14 protein-coding genes are annotated in these 16,638 nt (G+C 44.8%); all 14 read left to right on the top strand.

The window, feature by feature from the left end; genetic code table 11:
* The first annotated feature begins 33 nt into the window (after positions 1 to 33).
* A complete protein-coding gene (gene wcaJ / locus HUZ68_RS14235; RefSeq protein ID WP_000183130.1) occupies positions 34 to 1,428 on the top strand; it encodes an undecaprenyl-phosphate glucose phosphotransferase in 1,395 nt (464 codons plus the stop codon).
* 1 nt (position 1,429) lies between these two features.
* Entirely contained in the window at positions 1,430 to 2,908 is a 1,479-nt protein-coding gene (gene wzxC / locus HUZ68_RS14230; protein ID WP_000058463.1) for a colanic acid undecaprenyl disphosphate flippase WzxC, read from the top strand.
* Positions 2,909 to 3,279: 371 nt separating this feature from the next.
* Positions 3,280 to 4,560, top strand: coding sequence for a colanic acid biosynthesis pyruvyl transferase WcaK (gene wcaK / locus HUZ68_RS14225; RefSeq protein ID WP_239593907.1), 1,281 nt, complete (start codon positions 3,280 to 3,282; stop codon positions 4,558 to 4,560).
* Positions 4,557 to 5,777: a colanic acid biosynthesis glycosyltransferase WcaL gene (wcaL, locus tag HUZ68_RS14220; protein WP_239593906.1), complete on the top strand. Its 1,221-nt coding sequence runs from the start codon at positions 4,557 to 4,559 to the stop codon at positions 5,775 to 5,777. Before wcaK ends, wcaL begins: the two co-directional genes overlap by 4 nt.
* A gap of 10 nt (positions 5,778 to 5,787) precedes the next feature.
* Positions 5,788 to 7,182: a colanic acid biosynthesis protein WcaM gene (gene wcaM / locus HUZ68_RS14215; protein WP_170880803.1), complete on the top strand. Its 1,395-nt coding sequence runs from the start codon at positions 5,788 to 5,790 to the stop codon at positions 7,180 to 7,182.
* Positions 7,183 to 7,356: 174 nt separating this feature from the next.
* On the top strand, positions 7,357 to 8,250 hold the full coding sequence (galF, locus tag HUZ68_RS14210) for a UTP--glucose-1-phosphate uridylyltransferase GalF (protein WP_060634346.1): 894 nt from the start codon (positions 7,357 to 7,359) through the stop codon (positions 8,248 to 8,250).
* A gap of 371 nt (positions 8,251 to 8,621) precedes the next feature.
* On the top strand, positions 8,622 to 9,707 hold the full coding sequence (rfbB, locus tag HUZ68_RS14205; RefSeq protein WP_001710472.1) for a dTDP-glucose 4,6-dehydratase: 1,086 nt from the start codon (positions 8,622 to 8,624) through the stop codon (positions 9,705 to 9,707).
* Complete coding sequence (gene rfbD, locus HUZ68_RS14200) at positions 9,707 to 10,606, top strand: dTDP-4-dehydrorhamnose reductase (RefSeq protein WP_001710471.1); 900 nt, start codon at positions 9,707 to 9,709, stop codon at positions 10,604 to 10,606. The genes rfbB and rfbD overlap by 1 nt, the downstream gene beginning before the upstream one ends.
* Before the next feature lie 57 nt (positions 10,607 to 10,663).
* Positions 10,664 to 11,542 (top strand): glucose-1-phosphate thymidylyltransferase RfbA, encoded by an 879-nt coding sequence (gene rfbA / locus HUZ68_RS14195; RefSeq protein WP_042054565.1) that lies wholly within the window; start codon positions 10,664 to 10,666, stop codon positions 11,540 to 11,542.
* 4 nt (positions 11,543 to 11,546) lie between these two features.
* A complete protein-coding gene (gene rfbC, locus HUZ68_RS14190; protein ID WP_042054567.1) occupies positions 11,547 to 12,095 on the top strand; it encodes a dTDP-4-dehydrorhamnose 3,5-epimerase in 549 nt (182 codons plus the stop codon).
* 43 nt (positions 12,096 to 12,138) lie between these two features.
* Complete coding sequence (wzx, locus tag HUZ68_RS14185) at positions 12,139 to 13,365, top strand: O1 family O-antigen flippase (RefSeq protein ID WP_198586500.1); 1,227 nt, start codon at positions 12,139 to 12,141, stop codon at positions 13,363 to 13,365.
* 9 nt (positions 13,366 to 13,374) lie between these two features.
* On the top strand, positions 13,375 to 14,502 hold the full coding sequence (gene wecB / locus HUZ68_RS14180; RefSeq protein ID WP_042054570.1) for a non-hydrolyzing UDP-N-acetylglucosamine 2-epimerase: 1,128 nt from the start codon (positions 13,375 to 13,377) through the stop codon (positions 14,500 to 14,502).
* Positions 14,503 to 14,516: 14 nt separating this feature from the next.
* Positions 14,517 to 15,581: a glycosyltransferase family protein gene (locus HUZ68_RS14175; RefSeq protein WP_042054571.1), complete on the top strand. Its 1,065-nt coding sequence runs from the start codon at positions 14,517 to 14,519 to the stop codon at positions 15,579 to 15,581.
* A 51-nt stretch (positions 15,582 to 15,632) separates the two neighbouring features.
* The gene (wzy, locus tag HUZ68_RS14170; RefSeq protein WP_042054573.1) at positions 15,633 to 16,637 is read left to right on the top strand and encodes an O1 family O-antigen polymerase; all 1,005 of its coding nucleotides are present in this window, start codon (positions 15,633 to 15,635) and stop codon (positions 16,635 to 16,637) included.
* Position 16,638: the final 1 nt, after the last annotated feature.

Genomic DNA, 16,638 nt, shown 5'->3' with positions numbered 1-16,638 from the left:
ACTGCGGGTAAGGGGCTAATAACAGGAACAACGATGACAAATCTAAAAAAGCGCGAGCGAGCGAAAACCAATGCATCGTTAATCTCTATGGTGCAACGCTTTTCAGATATCACCATCATGTTTGCCGGACTATGGCTGGTTTGCGAAGTCAGCGGACTGTCATTCCTCTACATGCACCTGTTGGTGGCGCTGATTACGCTGGTGGTGTTCCAGATGCTGGGCGGCATCACCGATTTTTATCGCTCATGGCGCGGTGTTCGGGCAGCGACAGAATTTGCCCTGTTGCTACAAAACTGGACCTTAAGCGTGATTTTCAGCGCCGGACTGGTGGCGTTCAACAATGATTTCGACACGCAACTGAAAATCTGGCTGGCGTGGTATGGGCTGACCAGCATCGGACTGGTGGTTTGCCGTTCATGTATTCGCATTGGAGCGGGCTGGTTGCGAAATCATGGCTATAACAAGCGCATGGTCGCGGTGGCGGGGGATTTAGCCGCCGGGCAAATGCTGATGGAGAGCTTCCGTAATCAGCCGTGGTTAGGGTTTGAAGTGGTGGGGGTTTACCACGACCCGAAACCGGGCGGCGTTTCTAACGACTGGGCGGGCAATCTGCAACAGCTGGTCGAGGATGCGAAAGCGGGCAAGATTCATAACGTCTATATCGCGATGCAAATGTGCGACGGCGCGCGAGTGAAAAAACTGGTCCATCAACTGGCGGACACCACCTGTTCGGTGCTGCTGATCCCCGATGTCTTTACCTTCAACATTCTCCATTCACGTCTCGAAGAGATGAACGGCGTTCCGGTGGTGCCGCTTTACGACACGCCGCTTTCCGGGGTTAACCGCCTGCTCAAACGTGCGGAAGACATTGTGCTGGCGACGCTTATTCTGCTGCTGATCTCCCCGGTGCTGTGCTGTATTGCGCTGGCGGTGAAACTCAGTTCACCAGGGCCGGTTATTTTCCGCCAGACTCGCTATGGCATGGATGGCAAGCCGATCAAAGTGTGGAAGTTTCGTTCCATGAAAGTGATGGAGAATGACAAAGTGGTGACCCAGGCGACGCAGAACGATCCGCGCGTCACCAAAGTGGGGAACTTTCTGCGCCGCACCTCGCTGGATGAATTGCCGCAGTTTATCAATGTGCTGACCGGCGGGATGTCGATTGTCGGGCCACGTCCGCACGCAGTAGCGCATAACGAACAGTATCGACAGCTCATTGAAGGCTACATGCTGCGCCATAAGGTGAAACCGGGCATTACCGGCTGGGCGCAGATTAACGGCTGGCGCGGCGAAACCGACACACTGGAGAAAATGGAAAAACGCGTCGAGTTCGACCTTGAGTACATCCGCGAATGGAGCGTCTGGTTCGATATCAAAATCGTTTTCCTGACGGTGTTCAAAGGTTTCGTTAACAAAGCGGCATATTGATATGAGCTTACGTGAAAAAACCATCAGCGGCGCGAAGTGGTCGGCGATTGCCACGGTGATCATCATCGGCCTCGGGCTGGTGCAGATGACCGTGCTGGCGCGGATTATCGACAACCACCAGTTCGGCCTGCTGACTGTGTCGCTGGTGATTATCGCGCTGGCAGATACGCTTTCTGACTTCGGTATCGCTAACTCGATTATTCAGCGAAAAGAAATCAGCCACCTTGAACTCACCACGCTGTACTGGCTGAACGTCGGGCTGGGGCTTGTGGTGTGCGTGGCGGTGTTTTTGTTGAGTGATGCCATTGGTGACGTGCTGAATAACCCGGACCTGGCACCGTTGATTAAAACATTGTCGCTGGCGTTTGTGGTGATCCCCCACGGGCAGCAGTTCCGCGCGTTGATGCAAAAAGAGCTGGAGTTCAACAAAATCGGCATGATCGAAACCAGCGCGGTGCTGGCGGGTTTCACTTTTACGGTGGTTAGCGCCCATTTCTGGCCGCTGGCGATGACCGCGATCCTCGGTTATCTGGTCAATAGTGCGGTAAGAACGCTGCTGTTTGGCTACTTTGGCCGCAAAATTTATCGCCCCGGTCTGCATTTCTCGCTGGCGTCGGTGGCACCAAACTTACGTTTTGGTGCCTGGCTGACGGCGGACAGCATCATCAACTATCTCAATACCAACCTTTCAACGCTGGTGCTGGCGCGTATTCTCGGCGCGGGCGTGGCTGGGGGATACAACCTGGCGTACAACGTGGCCGTTGTGCCACCGATGAAGCTGAACCCAATCATCACCCGCGTGTTGTTTCCGGCATTCGCCAAAATTCAGGACGATACCGAAAAGCTGCGCGTTAACTTCTACAAGCTGTTGTCGGTAGTGGGGATTATCAACTTTCCGGCGCTGCTGGGGCTGATGGTGGTGTCGAATAATTTTGTACCGCTGGTCTTTGGTGAGAAGTGGAACAGCATTATTCCGGTGCTGCAATTGCTGTGTGTGGTGGGTCTGCTGCGTTCGGTGGGTAACCCAATTGGTTCGCTGCTGATGGCGAAAGCGCGGGTCGATATCAGCTTTAAATTCAACGTATTCAAAACCTTTCTGTTTATTCCGGCGATTGTTATTGGTGGGCAGATGGCGGGCGCAATCGGCGTCACGCTTGGCTTCCTGCTGGTGCAGATTATCAACACCATTCTGAGCTATTTCGTGATGATTAAACCGGTGCTCGGTTCCAGTTATCGCCAGTACATCCTGAGTTTGTGGCTGCCGTTTTATCTCTCGCTGCCGACGCTGGTGGTCAGTTATGCGTTGGGCATTGTGCTGAAAGGGCAACTGGCGCTGGGGATGCTGCTGGCGGTGCAAATAGCCGCGGGCGTGCTGGCGTTTGTAGTGATGATTGTGCTGTCGCGCCATCCGCTGGTGGTGGAAGTGAAGCGTCAGTTTTGTCGCAGCGAAAAAATGAAAATGCTTTTACGGGCGGGGTGAGTTGTTGTTTTCGGTTCCGACAACGGTTGCCGGGTGCAGCGTAAAACGCCTTATCCATCCTACGGTTCTGTGCTCGGGACCTGTAGGCCTGATAAGACGCGTCAGCGTCGCATCAGGCACTGAATGCCGGATGCGGCGTGAACGCCTTATCCGGCCTACGGTTTTGGGCTCGGATCTTGTAGGCCTGATAAGACGCGTCAGCGTCGCATCAGGCACTGAATGCCGGATGCGGCGTAAACGCCTTATCCGGCCTACGGTTTTGGGCTCGGATCTTGTAGGCCTGATAAGACGCGTCAGCGTCGCATCAGGCAAAAAACGGCAATGAACACAACAAACACAGCCTCACCTGGCATCAAATTTATGAGGAAAAAATGAAATTACTTATTTTGGGCAACCACACTTGCGGCAATCGTGGCGACAGCGCCATCTTGCGCGGCTTACTTGATGCCATCAACATCCTCAATCCACACGCAGAAGTGGACGTGATGAGCCGCTATCCGGTCAGTTCTTCCTGGCTGCTCAACCGCCCGGTAATGGGCGATCCGCTGTTCCTGCAAATGAAACAACACAACAGCGCGGCGGGCGTTGTCGGGCGCGTTAAAAAAGTCCTCCGTCGCCGCTATCAACACCAGGTACTGCTCTCACGCGTCACCGACACTGGCAAGCTGCGTAATATCGCCATCGCCCAGGGATTCACCGACTTCGTGCACCTGCTGTCAGGTTACGACGCCATTATCCAGGTCGGCGGATCGTTTTTTGTCGATCTCTACGGCGTGCCGCAGTTTGAACATGCGCTTTGCACATTTATGGCGAAAAAGCCGCTGTTTATGATTGGTCACAGCGTCGGCCCGTTCCATGATGAGCAATTTAACCAACTGGCGAACTACGTTTTCGGTCACTGTGACGCGCTGATCCTGCGCGAATCGGTCAGCCTCGATCTAATGAAACGCAGCAATATCACCACTGCAAAAGTTGAACATGGCGTCGATACCGCGTGGCTGGTCGATCACCACACCGAAGATTTCACCGCCAGCTATGCCGTCCAACACTGGCTGGACGTTGCCGCACAACAGAAAACGGTGGCAATTACCCTGCGCGAACTGGCACCGTTCGACAAACGTCTCGGCACCACTCAACAAGCGTATGAAAAAGCCTTTGCCGGGGTGGTCAATCGCATTCTCGACGAAGGCTATCAGGTGATTGCGCTCTCCACCTGTACGGGTATCGACAGCTATAACAAAGACGACCGCATGGTGGCGCTCAACCTGCGCCAGCACATCAGCGATCCTGCCCGTTACCACGTAGTGATGGATGAACTCAACGATCTGGAAATGGGCAAAATTCTGGGGGCCTGTGAACTCACCGTCGGTACGCGCCTGCACTCCGCCATTATCTCAATGAACTTTGCCACCCCGGCGATTGCCATCAACTATGAACATAAATCCGCTGGGATTATGCAGCAGCTGGGACTACCGGAGATGGCGATTGATATCCGTCATTTATTATACGGCAGCCTGCAAGTGATGGTTGCGGATACCTTAGGCCAGCTTCCGGCACTGAACACGCGACTTAACGAAGCCGTCAGTCGCGAACGTCAGACGGGAATGCAGATGGTGAAATCTGTGCTTGAACGCATCGGGGAGGCGAAATGAAGGTCGGCTTCTTTTTACTGAAATTTCCGCTGTCGTCGGAAACCTTCGTCCTCAATCAAATTACCGCGTTTATTGATATGGGCTTTGAGGTGGAGATTGTTGCGCTGCAAAAAGGCGACACCCAGAACACCCACGCGGCATGGACGAAATACAACCTTGCCGCCAGAACCCGCTGGTTACAGGACGAACCTACGGGCAAAGTGGCGAAACTGCGCCACCGTGCCAGCCAGACCTTACGCGGCATTCATCGTAAAAATACCTGGCAGGCACTTAACCTCAAACGCTATGGTGCCGAGTCGCGAAACCTGATTTTGTCTGCCATTTGTGGTCAGGTCGCAATACCGTTTCATGCCGATGTCTTTATCGCTCATTTTGGCCCTGCGGGGGTAACCGCAGCAAAACTACGCGAACTGGGTGTCATTCGCGGCAAAATTGCCACTATTTTCCACGGCATTGATATTTCCAGTCGGGAAGTGCTCAACCATTACACTCCCGAATATCAACAACTGTTTCGCCGTGGCGACCTGATGTTACCAATAAGCGATCTGTGGGCCGGAAGGCTGCAAAAAATGGGCTGTCCGAGGGAAAAAATCGCCGTATCGCGTATGGGCGTGGACATGACGCGCTTTAGCCCGCGTCCGGTGAAAGCACCCGCAACACCGCTGGAAATCATTTCCGTCGCCCGCTTAACCGAGAAAAAAGGCCTGCATGTGGCGATCGAAGCCTGCCGTCAGTTGAAAGAGCAGGGCGTGGCATTTCGCTATCGCATCCTCGGCATTGGCCCGTGGGAACGACGCCTGCGCACGCTCATCGAACAATATCAACTGGAAGATGTGGTGGAGATGCCGGGCTTTAAACCGAGCCACGAAGTGAAGGAGATGCTCGATGACGCGGATGTTTTCCTGTTGCCATCGGTAACGGGCGCGGATGGCGATATGGAAGGCATTCCGGTGGCGCTGATGGAGGCGATGGCGGTCGGCATTCCGGTTGTTTCTACTCTGCATAGCGGAATACCGGAACTGGTCGAGGCCGATAAATCCGGCTGGCTGGTGCCTGAGAACGATGCTCGCGCACTGGCGCAACGACTGGCGGCGTTTAGCCAACTGGACACCGACGAATTGGCTCCGGTCGTCAAACGTGCTCGCGAAAAAGTCGAACACGATTTTAACCAGCAGGTGATTAATCGAGAACTCGCCAGCTTGCTGCAAGCTTTATAGAGGAGAACGTATGCCATTTAAAAAACTCTCCCGACGCACCTTCCTGACGGCAAGCTCGGCGCTTGCCTTCCTCCATACCCCTTTCGCTCGCGCACTTCCCGCCCGACAAAGCGTTAACATTAACGACTACAACCCTCACGACTGGATCGCCTCATTTAAACAAGCCTTCAGCGAAGGGCAAACGGTCGTCGTGCCTGCTGGATTCGTTTGCGACAATATCAACACCGGCATCTTCATTCCTCCTGGCAAAACGTTACACATTCTTGGAAGCCTGCGCGGCAGCGGCAGAGGGCGGTTTGTCTTACAGGACGGCAGCCAGGTGACAGGGGAGGAGGGCGGCAGTATGCATAACATCACCCTGGATGTGCGTGGTTCTGACTGCACCATCAAAGGGCTGGCGATGAGCGGCTTTGGTCCGGTAACGCAGATTTATATCGGCGGCAAAAACAAACGGGTCATGCGCAACCTGACCATCGATAACCTCACTGTCAGCCACGCTAATTACGCCATCTTACGCCAGGGATTTCATAACCAGATTATCGGTGCCAACATCACCAATTGTAAGTTCAGCGACTTACAGGGGGACGCTATTGAATGGAACGTGGCGATTAACGACAGTGATATTTTGATCTCCGACCATGTCATCGAGCGCATCAACTGTACCAACGGCAAAATCAACTGGGGCATCGGTATAGGCTTTGCGGGAAGCACTTACGATAATAATTACCCGGAAGACCAGGCAGTGAAAAACTTTGTCGTGGCGAATATCACGGGATCGGATTGTCGGCAGTTGATCCATGTTGAAAATGGTAAACATTTTGTTATTCGTAATATCAAAGCCCGCAATATCACGCCGGATTTCAGTAAGAAAGCAGGCATTGATAACGCGACAGTTGCTATTTACGGTTGTGACAATTTCGTGATTGATAATATTGAAATGATTAATAGCGCCGGGATGTTAATCGGCTATGGGGTAATTAAAGGCAAATATCTCTCGATACCGCAAAATTTCCAAGTGAATAATATTCAACTGGATAACACCCATCTTGCTTATAAATTGCGCGGCATCCAAATCTCCGCTGGGAATGCCGTCTCCTTTGTGGCGCTGACTAACATTGAGATGAAGCGTGCCTCGCTGGAGCTTCACAATAAACCGCAACATCTTTTTATGCGAAATATCAAAGTGATGCAGGAATCCTCTGTTGGACCCGCATTGAGCATGAACTTCGATATGCGCAAAGACGTTCGCGGCGTCTTTATGGCGAAAAAAGAAACACTGCTGTCTCTTGCAAATGTTCATGCGGTGAATGAAAGAGGGCAAAGCTCCGTCGATATCGACAGGATTAATCACCATATTGTTAATGTGGAAAAGATTAACTTTAGATTGCCGGAACGGAGGGAGTAGATTTGCGACCATTCCTGGAAAAATGGAGCCATACTTAGGAACAATGCTACTGCAATCCACAACGAAGCGGCGTAACATCACAAGTAATTCAGTAATCAATTCAGGGTAATTGATGCTGGCGAAAAAAATCGAACAAGCTATAATTCAGCAACCATTTTACAGGTGGATGAAATAATGACGAATTTAAAAGCAGTTATTCCTGTAGCGGGTCTTGGGATGCATATGTTGCCTGCCACTAAGGCGATTCCCAAAGAGATGCTACCGATCGTCGACAAGCCAATGATTCAGTACATTGTTGACGAGATTGTGGCTGCAGGGATCAAAGAAATCCTCCTGGTAACTCACGCGTCCAAGAACGCGGTCGAAAACCACTTCGACACCTCTTATGAATTAGAATCTCTCCTTGAACTGCGCGTGAAGCGTCAACTGCTGGCGGAAGTACAGTCCATTTGCCCGCCGGGCGTGACAATTATGAACGTGCGTCAGGGTGAACCTTTAGGTTTGGGCCACTCCATTTTGTGTGCACGCCCCGCCATTGGTGACAACCCATTTGTCGTGGTGCTGCCAGACGTTGTGATCGACGACGCGAGTGCCGACCCGCTGCGCTACAACCTTGCTGCCATGATTGCGCGCTTCAACGAAACGGGCCGCAGCCAGGTGCTGGCAAAACGTATGCCAGGCGATCTCTCTGAATACTCCGTCATTCAGACCAAAGAGCCGCTGGACCGCGAAGGTAAAGTCAGCCGCATCGTCGAATTTATCGAAAAACCGGATCAGCCGCAAACGCTGGACTCAGACATCATGGCCGTTGGTCGCTATGTGCTTTCTGCCGATATTTGGCCGGAACTTGAACACACTCAGCCAGGTGCATGGGGGCGTATTCAGCTGACTGATGCCATCGCTGAACTGGCGAAAAAACAGTCCGTTGATGCCATGCTGATGACAGGTGACAGCTACGACTGCGGTAAAAAAATGGGCTATATGCAGGCGTTCGTGAAGTATGGGCTGCGCAACCTCAAAGAAGGGGCGAAGTTCCGTAAAGGCATTGAGAAGCTGTTAAGCGAATAATGAAAATCTGACCGAATGTAACGGTTGATAAGAAAATTATAACGGCAGTGAAGATTCGTGGCGAAAGTAATTTGTTGCGAATATTCCTGCCGTTGTTTTATATAAACAATCAGAATAACAACGAGTTAGCAATAGGATTTTAGTCAAAGTTTTCCAGGATTTTCCTTGTTTCCAGGGCGGATTGGTAAGACAATTAGCGTTTGAATTTTTCGGGTTAAGCGCGAGTGGGTAACGCTCGCTACATCGTAGGCATGCATGCAGTGCTCTGGTAGCTGTAAAGCCAGGGGCGGTAGCGTGCATTAATACCTCTATTAATCAAACTAAGAGCCGCTAATTTCACAGCATGCTCTGAAGTAATATGGAATAAAAAAGTGAAGATACTTGTTACTGGTGGCGCAGGATTTATTGGTTCTGCTGTAGTTCGTCACATTATAAATAATACGCAGGATAGTGTTGTTAATGTCGATAAATTAACGTACGCCGGAAACCTGGAGTCACTTGCTGATGTTTCTGATTCTGAACGCTATGTTTTTGAACATGCGGATATTTGCGATTCTGTTGCAATGGCGCGGATTTTTGCTCAGCATCAGCCGGATGCAGTGATGCACCTGGCTGCTGAAAGCCATGTGGATCGTTCAATTACAGGCCCTGCGGCATTTATTGAAACCAATATTGTTGGTACTTATGTCCTTTTGGAAGCGGCTCGCAATTACTGGTCTGCTCTTGATGGCGACAAGAAAAATAGCTTCCGTTTTCATCATATTTCTACTGACGAAGTCTATGGCGATCTGCCTCATCCTGACGAAGTAAATAATACAGAAGAATTACCCCTCTTTACTGAGACGACAGCTTACGCGCCAAGCAGTCCTTATTCCGCATCAAAAGCATCCAGCGATCATTTAGTCCGTGCTTGGAAACGTACCTATGGTTTACCGACTATTGTGACTAACTGTTCGAATAACTACGGTCCGTATCATTTCCCGGAAAAATTGATTCCCTTGGTTATTCTCAATGCTCTGGAAGGTAAAGGATTACCTATTTATGGTAAAGGGGATCAAATTCGCGACTGGCTGTATGTTGAAGATCATGCGCGTGCGTTATATACCGTCGTAACCGAAGGTAAAGCGGGTGAAACTTATAACATTGGTGGACACAACGAAAAGAAAAACATCGATGTAGTGCTCACTATTTGTGATTTGTTGGATGAGATTGTCCCGAAAGAGAAATCTTACCGTGAGCAAATTACTTATGTTGCCGATCGCCCGGGACACGATCGCCGTTATGCGATTGATGCAGAGAAGATTAGCCGCGAATTGGGCTGGAAACCGCAGGAAACGTTTGAGAGCGGGATTCGTAAAACAGTGGAATGGTACCTGGCTAATGCAAAATGGGTCGAGAATGTGAAAAGTGGTGCTTATCAATCGTGGATTGAACAGAACTATGAGGGCCGCCAGTAATGAATATTCTCCTTTTCGGCAAAACAGGGCAGGTAGGTTGGGAACTACAGCGTGCTCTCGCACCTTTGGGTAATTTGATTGCTCTTGATGTTCACTCCACTGATTATTGTGGTGATTTTAGTAATCCTGAAGGTGTGGCTGAAACCGTCAAAAAAATTCGCCCTGATGTAATTGTTAATGCTGCGGCTCATACCGCAGTAGATAAGGCTGAGTCAGAACCCGAATTTGCACAATTACTCAATGCGACCAGCGTTGAATCAATTGCCAAAGCGGCTAATGAAGTTGGGGCCTGGGTAATTCATTACTCAACTGACTACGTATTTCCGGGAACCGGTGAAATACCATGGCTGGAGACGGATGCAACCGCACCGCTAAATGTTTACGGTGAAACCAAGTTAGCCGGAGAAAAAGCGTTACAGGAACATTGCGTGAAGCATCTTATTTTCCGTACCAGCTGGGTATACGCAGGTAAAGGAAATAACTTCGCCAAAACGATGTTGCATCTGGCAAAAGAGCGCGAAGAACTGGCTGTGATTAATGATCAATTTGGTGCGCCAACAGGTGCTGAGCTGTTGGCAGATTGTACGGCACATGCTATTCGTGTGGCACTGAATAAACCAAAAGTCGCAGGCATGTACCATCTGGTAGCCAGTGGTACCACAACCTGGCACGATTATGCTGCGCTGGTTTTTGAAGAGGCGCGCAAAGCAGGTATTCCCCTTGCACTCAACAAGCTCAACGCAGTACCAGCAACAGCCTATCCTACACCAGCTCGTCGTCCACATAACTCTCGCCTTAATACAGAAAAATTTCAGCAGAACTTTGCGCTTGTTTTGCCTGACTGGCAGGTTGGCGTGAAACGAATGCTCAACGAATTATTTACGACTACAGCAATTTAATAGTTTTTGCATCTTGTTCGTGATGATGGAGCAAGATGAATTAAAAGGAATGATGAAATGAAAACGCGTAAAGGTATTATTTTAGCGGGTGGTTCTGGTACACGTCTTTATCCTGTGACTATGGCTGTCAGTAAACAGCTATTACCTATTTATGATAAGCCGATGATCTATTACCCGCTCTCTACACTGATGTTGGCGGGTATTCGCGATATTCTGATTATTAGTACGCCACAGGATACTCCTCGTTTTCAACAACTGCTGGGTGACGGTAGCCAGTGGGGGCTAAATCTTCAGTACAAAGTGCAACCGACTCCAGATGGGCTTGCGCAGGCGTTTATTATCGGTGAAGAGTTTATCGGTGGTGATGATTGTGCTTTGGTTCTTGGTGATAATATCTTCTACGGCCACGATCTGCCGAAGTTAATGGATACCGCTGTTGACAAAGAAAGTGGTGCAACGGTATTTGCCTATCACGTTAATGATCCTGAACGCTACGGTGTCGTTGAGTTTGATAAAAACGGTACGGCAATAAGCCTGGAAGAAAAACCGCTACAACCAAAAAGTAATTATGCGGTAACCGGGCTTTATTTCTATGATAACGACGTTGTCGAAATGGCGAAAAACCTTAAGCCTTCTCCCCGTGGTGAACTGGAAATTACCGATATTAACCGTATTTATATGGAACAGGGGCGTTTATCCGTTGCCATGATGGGGCGTGGTTATGCGTGGCTGGACACGGGGACACATCAAAGCCTGATTGAGGCAAGCAACTTCATTGCTACAATTGAAGAACGTCAGGGGTTGAAAGTTTCCTGCCCGGAAGAAATTGCTTACCGTAAAGGGTTTATTGATGCTGAGCAAGTAAAAGTGTTAGCACAACCTCTGAAAAAAAATGCTTATGGTCAGTACCTACTAAAAATGATTGAAGGTTATTAATAAAATGAAAGTAATTAAAACTGAAATTCCTGATGTATTAATTTTCGAACCGAAAGTTTTTGGCGATGAGCGTGGATTCTTTATGGAAAGCTTTAATCAGAAAGTTTTCGAAGAAGCTGTAGGGCGTAAGGTTGAATTTGTTCAGGATAACCATTCGAAGTCTAATAAAGGCGTTTTACGCGGGCTGCATTATCAGTTAGAACCTTATGCGCAAGGAAAATTAGTTCGCTGTGTTGTTGGCGAGGTTTTTGATGTTGCTGTGGATATTCGTAAGTCATCCCCTACGTTTGGTAAATGGGTTGGTGTGAATTTATCTGCTGAGAATATGCGACAGTTGTGGATACCTGAAGGATTTGCTCATGGGTTTTTGGTGCTGAGTGAGACGGCGGAGTTTTTGTATAAGACGACAAATTATTATCATCCTCAGAGTGATAGAGGAATAAAATGGGATGATCCAAGCATCAATATTTCATGGCCAGTCGATTCACAAGTGCTGCTATCAGCTAAAGATAATAAGCATCCTCCATTAACAAAGATTGAAATGTATAGTTAAGATCACGATAAATCTTGGAAGGGTTGCAAAATTGAATAAAATAGTGAGCAAAAGTGAAATAAGGAACGTAATCCACAATGCTGGCTATATGATGATTACTCAGATAGCTTTATATGTTGCACCATTATTTATACTGAGTTATCTGTTAAAAACACTGGGGGTTGCACAGTTTGGTAATTATGCCTTAATACTATCAATCGTTGCATATTTGCAGATTATAACGGATTATGGTTTTTCTTTTAGTGCAAGTCGTGCGATCTCACAGAATAGAGAGGACAAAGAATATATATCAAAAATTTATCTGTCAACTATGACTATCAAGTTGGTGATATGCGCTTTCTTATTCTTATTGCTCATGCTATTTTTAAATCTTTTGCCTGTGCAAGCTGAATTAAAACAAGGAATATTATATGGGTATCTTCTTGTAATAGGAAATACTTTCCAACCACAATGGTTTTTCCAAGGTATCGAAAAATTAAAAATCATAGCCCTTTCTAATGTTATATCAAGATGCGCCGCGTGTTTACTTGTATTTATCTATGTGAGGAATAGCGAGGATTTACAAAAAGCACTTTTAGTACAGTCACTTCCATTAGTAATTTCTGCGATTGGATTAAATATATTTATATTGAAATATATCAATATTATTTTTCCGGAAAAAAAATTATTTAAGGTAATTTTAAAAGAAGGTAAGGATTTTTTTCTTGCATCACTTTATTCTGTTATTCTCAATAATAGTGGCATTTTTCTATTAGGGATTTTTACTAATCCTGTTATTGTTGGTGTATATGCCGCCGCTGAAAAGATAGTCAAGGCCGTATTGTCGCTATTTACACCACTGACGCAAGCTATATATCCTTATAATTGTCGTAAGTTTTCACTATCCGTATTTGACGGCATAGAGGCTGCAAAAAAAACTGGTATACCAATTATAATTTTAGCATTTATAGCTGCTGTTATCGTTGCAATTACCTTACCTGTTGCAATCGACTATCTTAATTTTCCAAAAGAAACAATTTCTGTAGGTCAAATATTAAGTGCATGGATCTTTTTTGGTGTTCTTAATAATGTATTCGGCATTCAGATATTGAGTGCATCAGGAAGAAGTAAAATATATAGTAGGATGGTGTTCGTATCAGCGGTTATAACATTACTTTTGATTACTCTATTATTGCAGTTTTGTAACGCCACTGGAGTGGCATGTGCAATATTATTGGGTGAAATGTTCTTATCAATATTGTTACTTAAGCGATATAAAAAAATAATTTAAGGAATAGTTATGAAGAAGTTATTATTAGTATTCGGTACTAGGCCTGAAGCAATAAAGATGGCCTCTATCATTGAATTATTAAAAAAAGATTGTAGATTCGAATATAAAATATGTGTAACAGGCCAACATAAAGAGATGCTTGATCAAGTTATGCAAGTTTTTGATGTTAAACCTGATTATAATTTACGGATTATGCAGCCTGGGCAAACATTAGTATCTGTAGCAACAAATATACTCTCACGGTTAAGTGAAGTTTTAATTATAGAAAAGCCAGATATTATACTTGTGCATGGGGATACAACGACTACCCTTGCTGCTACTTTAGCTGGGTATTACCACCAAATAAAAGTTTGTCATGTGGAAGCAGGATTAAGAACAGGGGATATTTACTCTCCTTGGCCTGAAGAGGGCAATCGTAAAGTTACAGGGGCATTAGCATGTATTCATTTCGCCCCAACAGAGAGATCAAAAGATAATCTCCTGAGGGAGGGGGTCAAAGTAAATAATATATTTGTAACGGGTAATACCGTCATCGACTCTTTATTTATTGCAAAAGATATCATAGATAATGACCCTAATATAAAGAACGCTTTACATAATAAATTTAATTTTCTTGATAAAGGCCGACGAGTAGTACTTATAACAGGTCATCGAAGAGAAAATTTCGGGAAAGGTTTTGAAGATATATGCTTTGCAATAAAGGAATTAGCTTTCATTTATCCTAATGTCGATTTTATTTATCCGGTGCATCTTAATCCCAATGTAATGGAACCAGTACATCGTATCTTAGATAATATATGTAATATTTACCTTATTGAGCCCTTGGATTATTTGCCTTTTGTTTATTTAATGAATGAGTCATATTTAATATTGACTGATTCAGGGGGGATACAAGAAGAAGCGCCTTCGTTAGGTAAACCGGTTTTGGTTATGCGTGATACTACTGAACGCCCTGAGGCGGTTGAGGCTGGTACTGTTGTATTAGTGGGGACTTCTAAGATAAAAATAGTAAATAAAGTAACTGAGCTACTAAACAATGCTGATATCTACAATGCTATGTCTCTGTTACATAATCCATATGGCGATGGAACAGCTGCTCAAAAAATTCTTGACGTGCTCGCCCAAGAGCTAATTTAATTTAAGCTAAAAATATGTTATTAATTATTGCTGATTATCCAAACGAAATGAATATGCGCGAGGGAGCTATGCAACGAATAGATGCGATAGACTCTCTCATTCGAGATCGCAAGCGAGTGTATTTGAATATTTCATTCAAAAAGCATCTAGTTCGCTCAAGTAGTTCCTTTAATAATGTTATAGTTGAAAATCTAAATGCAATTATTCACAGAAACATCATAAAACAGTACATGCAAAAATCAACAACTATATATGTTCATTCTGTTTATAATTTATTAAAGGTTATAACGCTCATTGATCTAAAAAAGACAATTCTTGATATACATGGTGTTGTACCGGAAGAACTTTTGGCAGATAATAAAAAATTACTTAGTAAAGTATATAACATGGTGGAAAAAAAAGGTGTCCTTGGATGCAAAAAATTAATACACGTCAGTACAGAAATGCAAAAACACTATGAAGCAAAATATGGAGTAAACTTGGCTGAAAGGTCAATAGTGCTCCCGATTTTTGAATATAAAAATATAACCCAATCACAAAACAAATGGACAGAAAATAAAATACGAAGTATCTATCTTGGAGGATTACAAACATGGCAAAATATTGATAAAATGATTCAAATTTGTGATGACACAGTGATAAACAATGAAGCAGGTAAGTATGAATTCAACTTTTTCATCCCACAGAGTAACTTGGAAGGGTTTATAGATAAATATTCGTTAAAATTACATAATATCAATGCAAATGCATCTACGCTATCACGTGATGAAGTAATTCCCTTTCTAAAAGAATGTCATATTGGTTTTGTATTGCGCGATGATATAATAGTAAACAGAGTTGCGTGTCCTACAAAATTGGTTGAATATTTAGAGTGTGGTGTCGTTCCAGTTGTGCTCTCCCCACTTATAGGTGATTTTTATTCGATGGGATATCAATACATTACTGCAGAGGAAATGGCCAACAGAAGTATAAGTTTGTTGGATCTTGAAAAAATGGCTGCACATAATTTACAAATTTTGACTTCTTATCAGAAGAGAACCTACAAGGCACAGAAAGAACTTATTGCTCAACTGTGCTGAATTTTTTACATATATAAAATTATGTAAGCATATCGCTGGTCAGGTAATTGTATGCGTATTAAATATAAAGATAACGGTTATATATTATGTTTTCTATTATGTTTCATTTTGAGCTACTTAGTTTTACTCAAATCTGACTACTTTCCTGCTGATTTTCTGCCATATACAGAAATATACGATGGAACATACGGAGAAATCAATAATATTGAGCCTGCCTTTTTATATTTAACACGGTTGTTTCATTATTTAAATTTCCCCTATATATTTTTTGCAATGTTAGTTTGTGCCCTATGTTTAAGTTGGAAAATAAAATATGCAAGAAAAATAATTAAAGATAGTTATATATATTTATTCTTGTATGTATATGTATCATTTTATGTGTTTTTGCATGAAATGACTCAATTGCGCATAGCAATTGCAGTCACTATGTGCTATGTGTCGGTTTATTATTACTTTTATAAAAATTGTATTAAACGTGCACTGCCATGGATGGTGTTGGCTATTTTGTTTCATTACAGCGCCTTGCTTTTATTTGTGTCATTATTTATATACAGTTATAGGAGGTTATTAATAGTAATTATAGGTTTTGTAATATGTATGAGCTTTTTAAACGTGTATGCAGATACAATTGCACTATATTTGCCAAATGAAAAAATAGTAAATTATGTATATAGTATTTCATCATCATTAGACAATAGAAATGATTTGGCAATATTCAACCTGAATAATATAATATTTTTATCAATATTTATTTTAATCTTTTATCTTAGTCGATATATAAAATTAAATGATAATGAGGCGAAGTTTATTAAGTATGTGCAATGTTCAGGAATATTAGCCTTTTGTATTTTCTTTCTGGCTAGTGGAGTCCCGGTCATTGCTTATCGAACTGCAGAGTTGCTGCGAATATTTTATCCGATGGCTTTAGTATTAATCCTTTCGCATATAAAAAATAATAATATGCGTTATTTTATTGCAGTCATTATAGTTATCCTTTCAGGCTTAATGTTGTTTATAACACTAAGGGCTGTATCAATAGTTGGTCAAGGATTATAAA

This window comes from Shigella dysenteriae (assembly GCF_022354085.1).
Classification (GTDB): domain Bacteria; phylum Pseudomonadota; class Gammaproteobacteria; order Enterobacterales; family Enterobacteriaceae; genus Escherichia; species Escherichia coli.
Note: the sequence above shows the minus strand (reverse complement) of the source record. Positions and strands in the feature narration are given on the sequence as shown.